Source organism: Pseudomonas sp. CP4, assembly GCF_047758505.1.
Taxonomy (GTDB): Bacteria; Pseudomonadota; Gammaproteobacteria; order Pseudomonadales; family Pseudomonadaceae; genus Aquipseudomonas; species Aquipseudomonas fluorescens_AO.
In genome coordinates, this window is record NZ_CP180489.1 from 1,800,606 (window position 1) to 1,817,996 (window position 17,391).

Annotated in this window: 17 protein-coding genes; 3 read left to right on the forward strand and 14 right to left on the reverse strand. The window is 61.1% G+C overall.

Annotation, left to right across the window (positions count from 1 at the left end; all coding sequences use genetic code 11):
* Positions 1–59: 59 nt before the first annotated feature.
* On the reverse strand, positions 60–971 hold the full coding sequence (locus tag ACMYUN_RS08035) for a LysR family transcriptional regulator (RefSeq protein WP_415763420.1): 912 nt from the start codon (positions 969–971) through the stop codon (positions 60–62).
* Between the two features lie 87 nt (positions 972–1,058).
* Positions 1,059–2,345, reverse strand: a complete 1,287-nt coding sequence (locus tag ACMYUN_RS08040) for a hypothetical protein (RefSeq protein ID WP_415763421.1) — start codon at positions 2,343–2,345, stop codon at positions 1,059–1,061.
* 219 nt (positions 2,346–2,564) lie between these two features.
* Between ACMYUN_RS08040 and ACMYUN_RS08045 the strand changes: the two genes are divergently transcribed.
* Positions 2,565–3,242 (forward strand): hypothetical protein, encoded by a 678-nt coding sequence (locus tag ACMYUN_RS08045; protein ID WP_415763422.1) that lies wholly within the window; start codon positions 2,565–2,567, stop codon positions 3,240–3,242.
* Here ACMYUN_RS08045 and yiaY read toward each other — a convergent pair.
* Positions 3,203–4,351, reverse strand: coding sequence for an L-threonine dehydrogenase (gene yiaY, locus ACMYUN_RS08050; protein ID WP_039762701.1), 1,149 nt, complete (start codon positions 4,349–4,351; stop codon positions 3,203–3,205). The two genes, ACMYUN_RS08045 and yiaY, sit on opposite strands and share 40 nt — an antisense overlap.
* 154 nt (positions 4,352–4,505) lie before the next feature.
* Between yiaY and ACMYUN_RS08055 the strand changes: the two genes are divergently transcribed.
* Positions 4,506–5,525 (forward strand): DUF4917 family protein, encoded by a 1,020-nt coding sequence (locus ACMYUN_RS08055; RefSeq protein ID WP_039762700.1) that lies wholly within the window; start codon positions 4,506–4,508, stop codon positions 5,523–5,525.
* A gap of 58 nt (positions 5,526–5,583) precedes the next feature.
* Here the strand turns inward: ACMYUN_RS08055 and ACMYUN_RS08060 are convergent, their stop codons facing one another.
* The 6 genes from ACMYUN_RS08060 to ACMYUN_RS08085 all read right to left on the reverse strand — a co-directional run bounded on the left by ACMYUN_RS08060 (position 5,584) and on the right by ACMYUN_RS08085 (position 10,278).
* Complete coding sequence (locus ACMYUN_RS08060; RefSeq protein ID WP_415763423.1) at positions 5,584–5,928, reverse strand: YegP family protein; 345 nt, start codon at positions 5,926–5,928, stop codon at positions 5,584–5,586.
* 75 nt (positions 5,929–6,003) lie between these two features.
* Entirely contained in the window at positions 6,004–6,585 is a 582-nt protein-coding gene (locus tag ACMYUN_RS08065; RefSeq protein WP_415763424.1) for a DJ-1/PfpI family protein, read from the reverse strand.
* A gap of 184 nt (positions 6,586–6,769) precedes the next feature.
* Complete coding sequence (locus tag ACMYUN_RS08070) at positions 6,770–7,996, reverse strand: class I SAM-dependent methyltransferase (RefSeq protein ID WP_415763425.1); 1,227 nt, start codon at positions 7,994–7,996, stop codon at positions 6,770–6,772.
* Between the two features lie 256 nt (positions 7,997–8,252).
* A complete protein-coding gene (locus tag ACMYUN_RS08075) occupies positions 8,253–8,870 on the reverse strand; it encodes a TPM domain-containing protein (RefSeq protein WP_024011959.1) in 618 nt (205 codons plus the stop codon).
* A 33-nt stretch (positions 8,871–8,903) separates the two neighbouring features.
* Positions 8,904–9,656, reverse strand: a complete 753-nt coding sequence (locus tag ACMYUN_RS08080; protein WP_039762691.1) for a TPM domain-containing protein — start codon at positions 9,654–9,656, stop codon at positions 8,904–8,906.
* Positions 9,657–9,669: 13 nt separating this feature from the next.
* Entirely contained in the window at positions 9,670–10,278 is a 609-nt protein-coding gene (locus ACMYUN_RS08085) for a LemA family protein (protein ID WP_039762689.1), read from the reverse strand.
* A 258-nt stretch (positions 10,279–10,536) separates the two neighbouring features.
* Between ACMYUN_RS08085 and bglX the strand changes: the two genes are divergently transcribed.
* Positions 10,537–12,828: a beta-glucosidase BglX gene (gene bglX / locus ACMYUN_RS08090; protein ID WP_039762688.1), complete on the forward strand. Its 2,292-nt coding sequence runs from the start codon at positions 10,537–10,539 to the stop codon at positions 12,826–12,828.
* A 141-nt stretch (positions 12,829–12,969) separates the two neighbouring features.
* Here bglX and ACMYUN_RS08095 read toward each other — a convergent pair whose 3' ends face one another.
* From ACMYUN_RS08095 to ACMYUN_RS08115, 5 genes are all read right to left on the reverse strand, one after another.
* The gene (locus ACMYUN_RS08095) at positions 12,970–14,127 is read right to left on the reverse strand and encodes a phospholipase D-like domain-containing protein (RefSeq protein WP_039762686.1); all 1,158 of its coding nucleotides are present in this window, start codon (positions 14,125–14,127) and stop codon (positions 12,970–12,972) included.
* A gap of 1 nt (position 14,128) precedes the next feature.
* Positions 14,129–14,719: a YceI family protein gene (locus ACMYUN_RS08100; RefSeq protein WP_122505780.1), complete on the reverse strand. Its 591-nt coding sequence runs from the start codon at positions 14,717–14,719 to the stop codon at positions 14,129–14,131.
* Positions 14,720–14,889: 170 nt separating this feature from the next.
* Positions 14,890–15,186 carry an amidase gene (locus ACMYUN_RS08105; protein ID WP_252879570.1) on the reverse strand — a complete coding sequence of 99 codons (297 nt, stop codon included), beginning with the start codon at positions 15,184–15,186 and terminating at the stop codon, positions 14,890–14,892.
* A complete protein-coding gene (locus ACMYUN_RS08110) occupies positions 15,183–16,262 on the reverse strand; it encodes a serine hydrolase domain-containing protein (protein WP_415763426.1) in 1,080 nt (359 codons plus the stop codon). The genes ACMYUN_RS08105 and ACMYUN_RS08110 overlap by 4 nt, the downstream gene beginning before the upstream one ends.
* A 181-nt stretch (positions 16,263–16,443) precedes the next feature.
* Complete coding sequence (locus tag ACMYUN_RS08115; RefSeq protein ID WP_415763427.1) at positions 16,444–17,322, reverse strand: acyl-CoA dehydrogenase; 879 nt, start codon at positions 17,320–17,322, stop codon at positions 16,444–16,446.
* Between the last annotated feature and the right edge of the window lie 69 nt (positions 17,323–17,391).

Consider the following 17,391-nt stretch of genomic DNA (forward strand, 5'->3'; position numbering starts at 1 on the left):
ACGCTGGAAACTGTGGGAGCGGGCTTGCCCGCGAAGAGGCCGGCCCATTCAATAGAGATTCAGGCGCCCTGCTCACGCAAATGCTCAAACAACATCCGGCTCACCGGCGACAACCCCGCCTCATCGCGCACCACCACAATCAGCGCGCGATCCGCCCACGCATCGGTCAACGGCACCGCGCGCAAGCCCAATGCCTGACCAAACAACTCATAGGCTCGTTGCGGCAGAATGCCGATGCCCATGTTCGCCTGGACCATCCGGCAGACCGCATCGAATCCCGGCACATGAATGCGGATGCGCAGGACTTTACCGGCCTGCCGCGCCGCTGCATGGGTACGCATGTTGATCGAACTGGCCGCGTGCAAACCAACGTAGTCGCTGTCGAGGGTTTCATCGAAGGCCACCGATTCCCGCGCAGCCAACGGATGCTCCGGCAGCATCACCACCACCAGTTTGTCCTGGCGATACAGCGCGCTGTGCAGACCTTTGATGTCGCTGTCGTCGGAGCAGATGCCGAGGTCCGCAACGCCGTCGAGCACGCCCTGAATCACCCCGGCGCTGGGCCGTTCTTCAAGGTCGGTCTTGACCTGCGGATGCTGCGCGGAGAAGTCGCGCAAGTCTTCGGGCAGGAATTGAATGATCGCCGAAAGATTGGCCAGCATGCGCACGTAACCACGCACACCGTGGCTGTGCTCGCCTAGCTCCAGGCCCATCTTCTCGACATTGAAGAGCATCTGCCGCGCATGGTGCAGCAGGGTTTCACCGGCCGGGGTGAGGACCATGCCTTTGGCCTGGCGCACGAACAAAGCGATGCCCAACGCCTCCTCTAACTCCATCAGCCGCTTGCTCGCCGCCGAAACCGCAATGGCTTCGCGCGCAGCCGCACGGGTCAGGGTGCCCTCTTCGTGGACGGCGACGAACAGTTGCAGAGTGATCAGGTCGAGACGGCGGATCAGGCTTTTTTGCAGCATGCTGGGCTCGAAGGCAGAGGTTCATCCGAGCCGGCAGGATAGCCCGGTTTTACCTCTGCCTGCTCGATGTCCGATGGTCTTGCGCCGTTATGCGACAGCCGCGGTCAACAAGCGGACCAATTGTGCGCTGTCGTCCCTGCGCCCCAATACCAGGACTGAAGAGCCTTGCAGGCAAGCGTCGATGGCTGACCACGAAACGTCTCTCGAGCCCTCGACATCAAACGAATCATCCACTGCACCATCGGCCAGAAAGCCTCCCGTCAACAAGCCCCGTGCGCTGCCCGAGGTCTGGCCGACTGCAACGATCCGTTTGCCGGCGATGTCGTCCAGCGCAAACCCTGCCGTCCATTGCCTGAGATCCAGTAGCTGTGTCGCTGGGGTGATCACAGGATTTTTGCTATTGAACGTTTCGTCCAGCTCACCGGTATGGTTGATACCACTGATGAACGCATGTTGCAGTTTCGTGCCTTCCGTTGACTCGACCGCCGAACCGAACAGAAGCAAGCGCTCTGCCGTTTGCTCAATGATCTGCTCCACGCGGCTTTCGAGCGGGTGGCCATCGCGCTGAAGGTTCAATAGCAATACGCCCTTGTCGCCGAACGCTTCTGCAACTTTCCCGTTGTGGTCGAATGCCATGACCAATCCCTGATTGGTGATTTCGGTTTTGCCATGCAGCAAAATCAGTCCATCGTCGAGCTGGATGATCCCGGACAGCGAAATGGCCACGCCTGGCAGCGACAGGGGCAGCCAACCGTTGCTGGCGAACGATAAATCGTCCGAGCCATCGAGATTGAACCGCGTCAACAGGCCACTGCCCTTTTGCGCGGTCACGAACAGCAGCCTGTCCGGCTGCGCAAGCTGCGGATCGGATTTGGCCAGCAGCAGTTGCCCCTGCGTGGCCCCAAAGAGTGCCGGAATTCGCATGGGCACAATCCGGTAGCCATTCCTGTCGCCGCCGAACTCGATGTCCGGCGAGCCATCGGACAGAAACCGGGCGATGACTTGCTGGTATTCAAGCGTCTTGTCTTTGACCATGCCAATCACACCGCACATCCAGAACCGTCCGAGCGCATCAACAATCAACGGCCCGCCTTGCGTGAGCGAGCCTGTGCCGAACTGGCCGCTGAGATATCCGCCTTCGCCGAAAGCCGGATCCGGATTGCCATCGGCATCCAGCCGCGCAAGGCCGTAGTACGAATGGCCCGATTGCTCGACGGTAGCGCTGACCATGATCTGCCCCGACGGAGTGATCGCCACGCCTTTGGCAATGGTCTTGCTCGCTCCGGGAAACTTCAGCGCTCGCAGACCAAAGAGCGCATCCAGCTCTCCGGCTGACTGCGCGTTTGGGGGCAATGGCGCGGTGGATTCCGACATGTTCGCATTCTCCTCAAGAGATCGACGTCGATCCCCTCGTTCCGAGCATTCGACCCGAAGCCGCCACGCCGGACAACTGACATAAATGACAGTTTTTTAGAAGAAAACGAAATTACGCTATGTGCAAAAAAGACTGAATGACTGGTAGTTCTTACAGGTTCGAATTCAGGCACGTCATGCCAGTCTCAGCATTCAAATCAGCCATGGACGAGAAGCATGATGAGCACTCGCGACGAGCAAATGCCACAACCTGCCCCGGCCCCGACCATCACCTGTCCCGAGGAGGCCAGCACGACGGGACCTGCGACTTTGTTGCTCGGTAGCGGCATACCCCACGCTCTTGTGCAGGTCTGGAACCTTGAAAACACTCATTCACTCGGCGAGGGGCTGGTCAGCGAAAACGGACGATGGGCGTTCAGCATCAACGGCGTCCAGGCCCAGGGCCAGCAGAAGATTCGCGCACACCAGACCTATGCAGGCATCACGTCTGCATGGAGTGAAGTGCGCGAATACGAGGTGCGACTGCGGCCCGAGATCGACGTCCCGGGCGTTGTCGAACCGATTGAGGGCGCGCAGGTCGATACGCCGCTGATGTTTTCAGGAGATGTCACGCGAGCCGAGGGTTTCGTCAGTATTTTCGATCTGGACACTGGCATGGAGATTGCCAGAGCAGCGGTCGAAAGCGACCGGAAATGGCAAACCCCGGCTGCACCCTCCCTGGCGGTCGGGCAGTACCGGATATCCGCTGTCCACAACATCGCCGGCCAGGTTTCAGATTGGGGCCGTGTGCGGACATTTGCCGTGGTCGCAGAAGCAAGCGAAGGACTGTTCGACTTCGCTCGCCTGCGCGCTTTCATTCAAAACGCATTGCGGAAAATCTCTTCGATCTGGCGCTGATCCGCCGCCCGCGGATTGGTCAGTCCGCAGGCGTCCTTCAAGGCGTTGGCGGCGAGCACCGGGATGTCGCTGAGCTTGGCGCCCAGCTCGCGCAGTCCGCCGGGAATCTCGACATCTTTGGCCAGACTGCGAATGGCATTGATCGCCGCTTGGGCGCCCTCTTCCGCGCTGAAACCGCGAATGTCCGCGCCCATGGCGTGGGCGACGTCCCGCAGGCGATCAGCACAGACCTGCGCATTGAAACTCTGCACATGCGGCAACAGCACGGCGTTACAGACGCCGTGAGGCAAGTCGTAGTAACCGCCGAGTTGATGCGCCATGGCGTGGACAAATCCAAGCGAGGCGTTGTTGAACGCCATGCCGGCGAGGAACTGCGCGTAAGCCATGTTCTCCCGCGCCGCCAGGTCGCTGCCGTCGCGCACGGCCAGGCGCAGGTTGCTGCTGATGAGACTCATGGCCTTCAAAGCGCAGGCGTCGGTGATCGGGTTGGCAGCGGTCGATACGTAGGCTTCGATGGCGTGGGTCAGCGCGTCCATGCCGGTGGCGGCGGTCAGGCCTTTGGGCATCGCGACCATCAATTCAGGGTCGTTGACCGACAGCAGCGGCGTGACGTTGCGGTCGACGATGGCCATTTTCACGTGGCGCGATTCGTCGGTGATGATGCAGAAGCGCGTCATCTCGCTGGCAGTACCGGCGGTGGTATTGATCGCAACCAGCGGCAGTTGCGGCTTGCTCGAACGGTCGACACCTTCGTAATCGCCGATCCGCCCGCCATTGGTCGCGCACAGGGCAATGCCCTTGGCGCAATCGTGCGGCGAGCCGCCGCCCAGCGACACAATGAAATCGCAACGGCTTTCCTTCAACAGCCCTAGACCTGATTCGACATTGGCTGTGCTCGGGTTGGGTTTGGCACCGTCGAAGATCACCGAATCGATGTCCTGCATCGCCAGTTTCTCGGCGATCATCGCGGCGACGCCGGCCTTGGCCAGCCCGGCGTCGGTGACGATCAATGCCTTGTGAAAACCGTAATTGCGGATGGCAAGCATGGCTTCGTCGAGGCAGCCGCTGCCCATGATGTTGACCGCCGGAATGAAGAAGGTGCTGCTCATCGTATGTCTCCTGACTGGAGCCGGATCGACTGCCTCGATTCGGCGGATTCACACAGGATCGACCGATCGGTCACAAGCAATGTTGATCTGGCTCAATGTCCGCTCGTGATAAAGTCGCCGTCCATCTGCCCTTTGTTTTGAGATCGCCCACGCAATGACCGATTTTCTCAATGTCGATGCCACCCTCGAAGACTGGAGTGCCCTGCGCGCCACGACCGCTTTCAGCGGTTTGCTGGTGGGCAACGGCGCCAGTCGCGCGGTATGGGATGACTTCGGCTACGACTCGCTGTTCGAAAACGCCCGTACGGTCGAAGAGAAACCGCTGAGCCCATCGGAACTGGCGGTGTTCGATGCGCTGCAAACCCGCAGCTTCGAGCAAGTGCTGGGCGCCTTGAAAACCACCAGCCGGGTCAACAAGGCGCTGGCGGTGAGCTCGGCGGCGCCGCGCAATCGCTATTACGCGATCAAGGAAGCACTGATCAACACCGTGCACGCGGTGCACATCCCGTGGCGGCTGGTCCAGCCTTCGACTCTGGCGGTGCTCAATGCTGAACTGGCACGCTACCGCACGGTGTTCACCACCAACTACGACTTGCTCAACCATTGGGCGCTGCAACACCCGGGCGAAGCCATCGACGACCTGTTCAATGGCGCGGACGCGAGTTTCGATCTGAGCCAGAGCGCCACCGACAAACCGCGTCTGCTGTACCTGCACGGTGGTCTGCATCTGGTGCGCAATCAGGACGGCACCGCACGCAAACTGACCTCGACCGAAGGCACCCTGCTCGGCAGCTTCGCCATCAACAACACGATCAAGACGCTGGATGATGTGCCACTGTTCGTCACCGAAGGGCCAAGTGCGGACAAGCTGAAGACCATCCGCAGCTCGGATTATCTGTCGTTCTGCTACGAGCAGTTACTGGCCCACGATAACAGCCTGTGCATCTTCGGCCACGCGCTGGGCGAGCAGGATGCGCACCTGGTGCGGGCGTTGCGCCTCGCCAGACCGAAGTGCGTGGCGATCTCGATCTACCCGCGCAGTGCCGCGTTCATCCAGCATCAGAAGCGTCACTACGCCAAGGTGTTTGAAGGTACCGGGGTTGAGTTGCGGTTCTTTGATGCCAAGAGTCATGCGCTGGGTGATCCGAAATTGTCGGTACCGGTTGAGGTTTGATATTGGCCGGGCTGACGCCTTCGCGAGCAGGCTCGCTCCCACAGGTTGATGTCGGATTTCAGAGGACAGGCAGGGTCTTGTCCTTGATGGTTTTCGTCGGGCCGTTGGCCTTCACGCTGGCGATGCCCTTGTCACACGCGCCATCCGATGAATACGACTCGCTGCTGCCGATGATCTGGTGATTGGCTGCCTTCAGGTTGAAATACGGGTGACCATCCTTCGTCGCTTTTTTTTCGTAACGCTCAGCCAGCGGGCTGTTGCTCTGAACCGATGCGATACCACCGTCGGCACCGGCGCGGGTGCTATACAGCTCACTGGTCAGAATCGTTTCGGCGTTCGCCGCTTTCAACACGAACCTGAACTGGCCGTTGCTGCTTTTGCTCACTTCGTACCATCCGGACATGCCTGTTTCTCCTGGGCGATTGAGAGATCTCGCGCTTCAGAGTAAAGACCAGCCCCCGCGGTCTGTCGCCTGCGACTACAGGGTGATTTTGGTGCCGAGCAGGCCGAGGAAGCCGGCCAACCAGTTTGGATGCGCGGGCCATGCCGGAGCGGTGGCGAAATTTCCCTGAACGTGACCCTCGGTCACCGGAATGTCGATGAACGTGCCGCCGGCCAAGCGCACTTCCGGGGCGCAGGCCGGATACGCGCTGCACTCACGCCCCTCGAGCACACCCGCCGCCGCGAGCAGTTGCGCGCCATGGCAGACCGCTGCGATGGGCTTGCCGGCGTTGTCGAACGCGCGCACCAGTTCGAGGACTTTGTCGTTCAGCCGCAGATATTCCGGCGCACGACCGCCGGGAATCAGCAGCGCGTCGTAATCGGCTTCGCTGGCCTTGGCGAAATCGAAATTGAGCGCGAACAGGTGACCGGGTTTTTCGCTGTAAGTCTGATCGCCTTCGAAATCATGAATCGCAGTGCGTACAGTGCTGCCGGCAGACTTGTCCGGACACACGGCGTGGACCGTGTGGCCGACCATCTGCATGGCCTGGAACGGCACCATCACTTCGTAGTCTTCGACGTAATCGCCGACCAGCATCAGGATCTTTTTCGCGACCATGGGGAAACTCCTCGGGGAAAGGTCTGGGAGTATTCAAGGTAGACCCAAATTGAGCTGCAAGCTGCAAGCTGCAAGCTTCAAGCTTCAAGCTTCAAGCTTCAAGAAAAAGCAGGGTCACCCAGATCAGGCACACCAGCGTCATCATTCAACTTGCAGCTTGCCGCTTGAAGCTTGCAGCTGCCTGTTAAGGCATATAACCGTCGGCGCGCAGCAGGCTTTCCAGGCAGTGTTCGCTGATGTGGTAGAAGGCCTTGAGCTCTGCGATCTTCGCCAACAACTGCGCTGGATTAACGGGCTCGGCGCGTTTCACCGCCAGAATCATCTTGTTCTTGTTGGTGTGTTCCAGCGAGATGAATTCAAACACCTTGGTCTCGTAACCACAGGCTTCGAGGAACAACGCGCGCAAGCTGTCGGTGACCATTTCCGCCTGTTGGCCAAGGTGCAAGCCGTATTGCAGCATCGGCTTGAGCAGCGCCGGGCTCTGGATCTGCAGGCGGATCTGTTTGTGGCAGCACGGCGAGCACATGATGATCGACGCTCCCGAGCGGATGCCGGTGTGGATCGCGTAATCGGTGGCGATGTCGCAGGCATGCAAGGCGATCATTACGTCCAGTTCGCTTGGCGCCACGGTGCGCACGTCACCGCACTTGAACACCAGCCCCGGATGCTCGAGCTTGGCCGCTGCGGTGTTGCACAGGTTGACCATTTCTTCGCGCAGCTCGACGCCGGTGACTTCGCCCTCGGCCTTCAGCGTGTTGCGCAGGTAGTCGTGAATGGCGAACGTCAGGTAGCCCTTGCCCGAACCGAAATCGGCGACCCGCACCGGTTTGTCCAGCGCCAGCGGCGACGAGGTCAGGGCATGGCTGAACACTTCGATGAACTTGTTGATCTGCTTCCACTTGCGCGACATCGCCGGGATCAGCTCGTGTTGCGCATTGGTCACGCCCAAGTCCTTGAGGAACGGGCGGCTCAGTTCGAGAAAGCGGTTTTTCTCGCGGTTGTGCTCGGCGGACGGCGCTTCGCGCAATTGCTGAGGTTTGCTCTTGAACAGCGAACTCTTGCCCTTTTTGCTGTATTCCAGCTGTGCTTCGTCGGTCAGCGCCAATAAATGCGCATTTTTGAACGAGGTCGGTAGCAGAGCGGCAATCAGCGCCACGCCCTCGTCAAGCGGCAGGTTCTTGGTGATGTCGCGGGTCTTGTAGCGATAAACGAAGGACAGACACGGCTGCGCCTTGACCGTTACCGGTTTGATGATGACCCGCTGCAGATCTGCCTCTTCACCGACGTACTTGGCCAGCACCAGTTTGATGAAACCGTTGTCGCCGAGGCTGGTTTGCAGCAGCTCGATGAACTGGGCGTGGTGATCGGCGGCCGGTTTGGCGGACGGCGCGGAAGAAGCGGAAACGGACATGGACAAGCGGCCTCGGACGGGCGGAATCGGGAATGGCGGGTATTTTAGGGGGGATGGGGGTTGGGGACATCCTCTTATTTACCCAACGGCAAAATCCATGACACCGACCTTTGTGGCGAGGGGATTTATCCCCGATGGGGCGCGAAGCGGCCCTCTGTGTTCGGCCCGTCAAACCACGCGCGCAGGTGTTGCGACTGCTACGCAGCCGATCGGGGATAAATCCCCTCGCCACACAGGCCAAATATGCGCGACTGCTTCAGCCCAACACCACCAACCGATTCGGCAACTCGTTCCTCACCTGCGTCACCGGCACGTGCACCTTCAACAACTCGCCACACGCCTCCACACACGTGACAAACCCTTCAAGCGTGCGCCCCTGCCTGACCTGTTCGGTAAACGCCGCGACAATCGCGTCCCAATTGCTGTTGTCCAGCCGTTTGGAAATTCCCTCGTCCACCAGAATCTCCACATAGCGCTCAGCCTCGCAGACAAAAATCAGCACGCCGGTGCTGCCCACGGTGTGGTGCAGGTTCTGTTCGAGAAATTGCCGCCGCGCCAGGTTGGAGGCGCGCCAGTGGCGTACGCGGCGCGGGACCAGATGGGTGGTGATCTTCGGCAGGCGGAACAACAGGCACAGGACGATGAACATGCCCCATTGCACCAGCAGCAGGCTGCGCAGGGTCAGCCAGCCCGTGAGGTAGTGGACGATGCCCGGCAACACCAGCGCCAGCAGGCTGGCCCAGAGCAGCGGGATGTACGCGTAATCGTCGGCGCGGGCAGCGAGCACCGTGACCAGTTCGGCGTCGGTGTCGCGTTCGACCCGGGCGATGGCCTCGGCGACTTTGCGTTGTTCGTGTTCAGTCAGTAATGCCATGTCGAAAAGTGCCTGCTCATTATTCTTTTGATCTCACCAGCCGCCGGACGAACCGCCGCCGCCGAAACTGCCCCCGCCACCGCTGAAGCCGCCACCGCCACCGCCGCCGAATCCGCCGCCACCGCCAAAGCCGCCCCCTCCTCCGGAGCCGCCCCGGCCGGCAGGCAGGATACCGAGCATCTGGCAGACAAACACCGTCAGGATGAACAACATCACCAGAAACATGAACAGCGCCGGATGCCGCGAGATGAAATCATCCGCCGGGTCGCCGCTGGATTCGTACACGGTCGACGGCTCATCGAGCGGATTGCCACCAAGCACCACCAGCATCGCCGCAACGCCATCGCTGATGCCTTTGCTGAAGTTGCCGGCCTTGAACGCCGGGGTGATGACCTGATGAATGATCACCGACGACTGCGCATCGGTCAGGCGATCCTCCAGGCCATAGCCGACTTCGATGCGCAGTTTGCGCTCGTCACGGGCGACGATCAGCAAGGCGCCGTTGTTCTTGTCCTTCTGGCCGATGCCCCAGTGCCGACCGAGCTGAACGCCGAAATCCTCAATGGTGGTGCCCTGCAGATCCGGCAGCGTGACCACCACCAACTGCTCACCAGTGGCCTGCTCGTGCGCCTGCAATTGCTGGCTCAGTTGCGCGCGAATCGATGGCTCGAGCATCTGCGCCTGATCGACCACGCGCCCGCTCAGCGGCGGAAACGTCAGTTCGGCCCGGGCGCTGACGGCGAACAGCCAGAGCATCAGCACCAGGCTTAGTTTCAACACACGCATGGACGACCTCGAATCAGAATTTCACTTCCGGGGCCTTCTCCGCGCCGGGCGTGGTGGCTTCGAAGGTCTCGCGCACCGGCAGATCGCTGTACATCACGCTGTGCCACAGGCGACCGGGGAAGGTGCGGATCTCGGTGTTGTATTTCTGCACCGCCAGGATGAAATCGCGACGCGCCACGGCAATGCGGTTTTCCGTGCCTTCGAGTTGCGATTGCAAGGCGAGGAAATTCTGGTTGGCCTTCAGATCCGGATAGCGCTCGGAGACCACCATCAAACGGCTCAATGCGCCGGTCAGTTGATCCTGCGCCTGCTGGAACTGCTTGAGCTTCTCGGGATTGTCGAGGGTGCTGGCATCGACCTGAATCGAGGTGGCCTTGGCTCGCGCCTCAATCACAGCAGTCAGGGTTTCCTGTTCGTGGGCCGCGTAGCCCTTCACGGTTTCCACCAGATTGGGAATCAGGTCGGCGCGGCGCTGGTACTGGTTCTGCACCTGGCCCCAGGCGGCTTTCGCCTGTTCATCAAGGGTCGGGATATTGTTGATGCCGCACGCGGTCAACAGCGTGGCGCACACCAGCAACGTGGCGACTTGTAGCCGTGAACGGTAGGTTGGGCTGATATTCATTGCAGTGATGCTCCATGACACATTGGATTTAAAAACCGAGCGCTGGGCATTCCCGGCCAGCGGTTGGGGCATAATCGGCGCCGCCACTGGCATGCGACGGGTTAATCGGCTAAAAAGTGCCCTTCGCGTTCACGTTGCCGCTGTCGGCTGCGGTTTTCCGGCTCAGAATTTTGCGCCGGCACCCGAACAACAATAGTCGCTCCCTATATTTTGGCTGGCCGGTGTTGCATCACCGTTTGGGCCCTTGAGAAAAAATTCATGAAGAAGCTGTGTTTGCTGGGTCTGTTCGTCAGCCTGGCCAGTCATCAGGTACTGGCCGCCACGACCCCGGTACCTTTGGAGAACAAGGACGCTTTCATCAGCAACCTGATGAAACAAATGACCCTCGACGAGAAGATCGGCCAGTTGCGCCTGATCAGCATCGGCCCGGAAATGCCCCGCGAGCTGATCCGCAAGGAAATCGCCGCCGGCAACATCGGCGGCACGTTCAACTCGATCACCCGCCCGGAAAACCGTCCGATGCAGGACGCGGCCATGCGCAGTCGCCTGAAGATTCCGATGTTTTTCGCGTACGACGTGATCCATGGTCACCGTACGATTTTCCCGATTCCACTGGCCCTCGCATCGAGCTGGGACATGGATGCCATCGGCCAGTCCGGTCGCGTTGCGGCTAAAGAGGCCGCCGCCGACAGCCTCGACATCACCTTCGCGCCGATGGTCGACATCTCCCGCGACCCGCGCTGGGGCCGCAGCTCCGAAGGTTTTGGCGAAGACACCTACCTGACCTCACGCATCGCCAAAGTCATGGTCAAGGCCTATCAGGGCGAGACCCCGAGCGCTGCCGACAGCATCATGGCCAGCGTCAAGCATTTCGCCCTGTACGGCGCGGTCGAGGGCGGTCGTGACTACAACACCGTCGACATGAGCCCGGTGAAGATGTACCAGGATTACCTGCCGCCCTACCGCGCCGCGATCGATGCCGGCGCTGGCGGTGTGATGGTGGCGTTGAATTCGATCAACGGCATTCCGGCCACGGCCAACACCTGGCTGATGAATGATCTGCTGCGCAAGGACTGGGGCTTCAAAGGCCTGGCGGTCAGCGATCACGGCGCGATCTTCGAACTGATCAAGCACGGCGTCGCCCGGGACGGTCGCGAAGCGGCGAAGCTGGCGATCAAGGCCGGCATCGACATGAGCATGAACGACACCCTCTACGGCAAAGAGCTGCCGGGGTTGCTCAAGTCCGGCGAGATAGAACAGAAAGACATCGATAACGCCGTGCGCGAAGTCCTCGCGGCCAAGTACGACATGGGCTTGTTCAAGGACCCATACCTGCGCATCGGCAAGGCCGAGGATGACCCGGCCGACACCTACGCCGATAGCCGCCTGCACCGCGCCGAGGCCCGCGAAGTGGCGCGGCGCAGTCTGGTGCTGCTGAAGAATCAGAACGAAACCCTGCCGCTGAAGAAAGACGCGAAAATCGCGCTGGTCGGTCCATTGGCAAAAGCGCCGATCGACATGATGGGCAGTTGGGCCGCCGCCGGACGTCCGGCGCAATCGGTCACTTTGTTCGATGGCATGCGTTCGGTGATCGGCGACAAGGCCAACCTGATCTATGCCCGTGGCGCCAACATCACGGGCGACAAGAAGGTCCTCGACTACCTGAACTTCCTCAACTTCGATGCCCCGGAAGTGGTCGATGACCCGCGCCCGGCCAGCGTGCTGATCGACGAAGCGGTGAAAGCAGCGAAAGAGGCTGATGTGATCGTTGCAGCGGTGGGCGAGTCCCGTGGCATGTCCCACGAATCCTCGAGCCGCACTGACCTGAACATTCCGGAAACCCAGCGCGAATTGATCCGCGCGCTCAAAGCCACTGGCAAACCGCTGGTGCTGGTGTTGATGAACGGCCGCCCGCTGACGATTCTCGAAGAGAACCAGTCGGCCGACGCGATTCTGGAAACCTGGTTCAGCGGCACCGAGGGCGGCAACGCCATCGCCGACGTGCTGTTCGGCGACTACAACCCGTCGGGCAAACTGCCGGTGACCTTCCCGCGTTCCGTGGGCCAGATCCCGACCTACTACAACCACCTGAGCATTGGCCGGCCGTTCACACCGGGCAAACCGGGCAACTACACCTCGCAGTATTTCGATGACACCACCGGTCCGCTGTTCCCGTTCGGCTATGGCCTGAGCTACACCACCTTCGCCCTGAGCGATATGGCGCTGTCATCGACCACCCTGAACGCCAGCGGCAAGCTCGACGCCAGCGTCATGGTCAAGAACACCGGCAAGCGTGACGGCGAAACCGTGGTGCAGCTGTACATCCAGGACGTCACCGGCTCGATGATCCGTCCGGTGAAAGAACTGAAGAACTTCCAGAAGATCATGCTCAAGGCCGGCGAACAGAAAGTCGTGCACTTCACCATCACCGAGGAAGACCTGAAGTTTTACAACGCCCAGCTCAAATACGCCGCCGAGCCTGGCAAGTTCAACGTACAGATCGGCCTGGACTCGCAGGCGGTGACGCAGCAGAGTTTTGAACTGCTGTAATTTTTTCAGGTAACACATGAACCTGTGGGAGGGGGCTTGCTCCCGAAGGCGGTGTGTCAGGCATTCATCTGCTCAATGACACTCCGCCTTCGAGAGCAAGCCCCCTCCCACATCGGACTTTCGGTGTCTTTGAATCAACGGCTACCCGCGACGGTCGAGAATATTCACCACCAACCGGTCCACCCAGCCCCACACCCGCTGCTTGACCCGCCGCCACAACGGTCGGCGCTGCCATTCCTCAAGACTCACCAGCTGACTCAAGCCGAAGTCCTTCACAAAGCTCGCCTCCACCGCTGCCGTCAGCGCCGGGTCCAGCGCTTCCAGATTCGCCTCCAGATTGAAACGCAGATTCCAGTGATCGAAGTTGCACGAACCGATGCTCACCCATTCGTCGACCAGAACCATTTTCAGGTGCAGGAAGCACGGCTGGTATTCAAAGATCTGCACGCCAGCCTTGAGCAGGCGCGGATAGTAGCGATGCCCGGCGTAGCGCACTGACGGGTGATCGGTGCGCGGCCCGGTCAGCAGCAGCCGTACATCGACACCGCGTGCGGCGGCTTTGCGCAGCGAGCGGCGGATTTGCCAGGTTGGCAGAAAGTACGGCGTGGCCATCCAGATGCGCTGCTGGCCGCTGTTCAAGGCGCGGAACAGTGACTGCAGAATGTCGCGGTGCTGTCGGGCGTCGGCGTAAGCCACGCGGCCCATGCCCTCGCCCTTGTCCGGCACACGCGGCAGGCGCGGCAGACCGAAATGCGCGGCCGGGCGCCAGGCGCGGCGATAACGGTTGGCGATCCACTGCCGGTCAAACAGCAATTGCCAATCGATCACCAACGGGCCGCTGATCTCGACCATCACCTCGTGCCACTCGCTGACATCATGGCCCGGCGTCCAGAATTCATCGGTCACGCCGGTGCCGCCGACCACTGCCAGGCATTGGTCGACCAGCAGCAATTTACGGTGGTCACGATAGAAGTTACCGACCCAGCGCCGCCAGCTCAGGCGATTGTAGAAACGCAGCTCGACCCCGGCCTGCGTCAGGCGCTGGCGCAGATGCAGCGTGAACGCGAGGCTGCCGTAATCATCGAACAGGCAACGCACGCGCACGCCGCGCTCGGCCGCCGCGACCAGTGCCTGCACGATGGCTTCGGCGCAGGCACCGGCCTCGACCAGATACAGCTCCAGTTCGATTTGCTCTTTTGCCCCGGCAATGTGCTCGAGCATGCGCGGAAAGAACTGCGGGCCGTCGATCAACAGTTCGAAACGGTTGCCGTCACGCCAGGGGAACACCGCACCGCGCATGTCAGCGCGCCGTGAAAATCAGCACCGCACCCACCGGCACCGACAGACTGATCGCCGACAGATCGGCGAGTTTGCGCAGGCTTTCCAGACCCGGCGCCAGATCGAAATCCTCGGCATTGATCACCAGCGGCTCCAGCGTGACCACTTGAAAGCGCCGATCATCCAGACGCGTGGCGAGCAACTCGGCCGGGTATTCGTGCTGCTTGCCGTGCAGGCTGACGGTCAGCGGCAGGCGCAATTCCAGCTGCGCGCCGGGGGCCAGATCGTTGATCGGGCGCAAGTCGATCTGCGTAGTGATGGTGGCTGCGGGAAACTGCTCGATCTGGAACAGCTCCTTGCGCATGCGCTCATCGCGCAGCGGAATGCCGCTGTTGATCGATTCGAGCTCGACTTCGACCTCGGCACGACCGTTGGGATCGACCTTGCCGTGCAGCACCAGAAAGCGCTGCACTTCCGACACGCTGGCATTTTTTGTGCTGACAAACGACAGCCGCGACGACTCGCCGTCCAGATACCAATTGGCCTGGGCCGGCAGTGCCGCGGCGGTCAACAGCAGACTGGCGAAGGTTGTATAGAGGGAGCGGTTGAACATTGAACACTCGTGGGGGCGATAAACCTGCACGAACCTTAACCGCCCGCCAAGTTATTGCAAGCCCTGTGGGAGCGAGCCTGCTCGCGAATGCAATGCTCCCCGCACAGCATGTATTGCGGCTTGCGACGATTTCGCGAGCAGGCTAGCTCCCACAGGGGAGACCAGATAATTCAAGGATTCAGGCGACAGCCCTGGCGTTCGCTCAGCCATTGCGCGCTGTTACTGCGGCCCATACCGCTGACGGTGATGGTTTTGCTCGAAGCGTCATCGGTAAAACCGCTGGTTGGCAGCCATTGCTTTACATAACCACGGCAATACCCGGCATCGTTGTTCATCACATACCGGCACGAGCAATATTCCTTGGCGGTGTAGGCGCTGATGATGTCCGGGAACGCCCAGAGATTCTCCCGTTCATACCAACCCCAGCCGAGCAGCACGATCAGCAGCAACAATAGAAAGCGCTTCATGGCCGCACCGCCTGCAAGACGCGTTTGAGCAATTCGTTGTGCTTATAGCTGCCATCACGATCATCGCCGTAACGCACGATCACCAGCTTTTCACTGGGCATCACGTACAACGCCTGGCCCCAATGGCCGAGGGCGGCGAAGGTGTCGGGTGGGGCGTCGGGCCATGGTGATGGTGCGCCATCGACTGGCCGATTGAGCCACCAATGGCCGCCGGGCACGGCTTCGTCCTGCTGCGCCTGGTAGCCGGCAAAAGGTTTCAGGTTGAACGCAAGCCAGTCCTCGGGCAGCAACTGCCGATCGTTCCAGCGCCCGCCGCGCGCCATCAGCAGGCCGACCCGCGCCAGATCGCGCGCAGTGAGATAGGCATAGGACGAGGCGACAAATGTACCGCTGGCATCGCTTTCCCACACGGCGTGGCGAATGCCTAACGGCTCGAACAATGCTGTCCACGGATAATCGGCATAACGCTCTGCACCGACCATGGTTTTCAGGGCGGCGGCGAGCAAATTGCTGTCACCGCTGGAATAGCGGAAAGCCTGGCCCGCTGCGGCGTAAGCATCGTGGTTCGCAGTGAATGCGGCTATGTCGCGACGGCCGCGGGTGTAGAGCATCGCCACCACCGAAGATTTCAGCGGCGCGTATTCGTAGTCCTCCTGCCAATCCAGACCGGAGGCCCAGTCCAGCAGATGGCCGAGGGTGATCGCCGGGTGTTTGTCCAGCGCCGGGTAGAACTTCAGCGCCGGATCGTCGAGCTTGAACAGGCCTTCGCCGTAGGCCATGCCGAGGAGCGTGGCCAGCAGGCTTTTGCTGATTGACCAGGTCAGGTGCGGAGTCTGTGCAGTGGTCGGAGCGGCGTAGCGTTCGTAGAGAATCTGGCCGTCGCGGATGATCAGCAAGGCGTCGGTGCGGATGCCTTCGCGGGTGGCGTCGTTGCGGGGCGCGAAGGCGTAGGTTTCCAGCGCATCGACGGCCGGGCCGGCGATCTGTGGGGCGGTCGGCCATTGCTCGCCGGGCCATTGTTCGGCGTGGGCGGTGAGGCTGATCAGCAGCAGGAACAGGGACAGGCCTTTGAACATGGTTGAGGCTCTGGGAATGAACCTGCTGAGCCTAGTCGGAGCTCATGACAAATTTTAGATGTTGGTCGTCCATGAAATTGCCATCGCTGGCAAGCCAGCTCCCACAGGGGTCCCAAGTGAACGCACATTTCATGAACACCTTTGAAACCTGTGGGAGCGGGCTTGCCCGCGATGAGGCCAGTCAGGCCAACGCAAGAGCCTTGGCCAAGCGCTTGGCCCGGGCCCCTGCAGCCAACTGCATCACGCCTTGATCACGCTGCCACATCGCCGCACACGCAGGATCACCCTGCAACAACGCCTGATCTACCTCGGTCTTGAGGGATTCAAACTGCGCAAACAACCCACCCAACAGCACATGACCGGCCGGATTGTTCGGCGCTTGCCGGCTGGCCTCGGCGCACCCGGCCAACAGCGCCAGCAAACGCAGTTGCAGGGCCTGCGGCCAATTGCTGTCCTGGCCGATGCCGTACAGCCACGCGGTCATGGCGCTGAGCACGTAGACATCCTCAAGACTGCGAAACGGTTTGACGTAGGCGTCCCAGCCATCGCCAGCGAGCAGCTCGCACAGGGCGCCGTCGAGGTGCAGGCGGCCGTGGCTGATGTCCGGCATCAGCGGCAACGCCGGTAGTTTTTCCACCTTCACGCCGGGCTCGCCGGGATACACCACCGCCAGACTCAGGCGCGGTGTTTCGCCCGGCTCCTCACTACGTGCCGCCACCAGCAGCCAGTCGGCGGCATCGCCGGCGGTGACGAAATCCTTGCGTCCGCTCAAGCGCAAATCGCGCAGCCGCGTTTGCATCTCGGCCGGGCGCAGGCTGCGTTGTTCGGTCGCGCACAAGGCGCCAAGGCTCAGCGGCGCGCTCGGCCACAACATGCGCAGCGCCGCCTGATAACCAACCAGAAACGCCAGCCCCGGCGTGGCCATCCGCCGCCCGCCGGCCACCGCCAACTCGAACGGCGTGACGTTGCCCAGCGTCTGCAACAGCGTCGCAAAGCCTTCGGCCAGATCGGCAACGGTGGGCGAGCGTTCACGGCGGTGCAGCAGATCTGTCCAGGGCATGGGCGCCTCCTTGTGGGCTGTCATATAAGCATCACCGAACGTTCATGGCGATGACACCGGGGCTACATA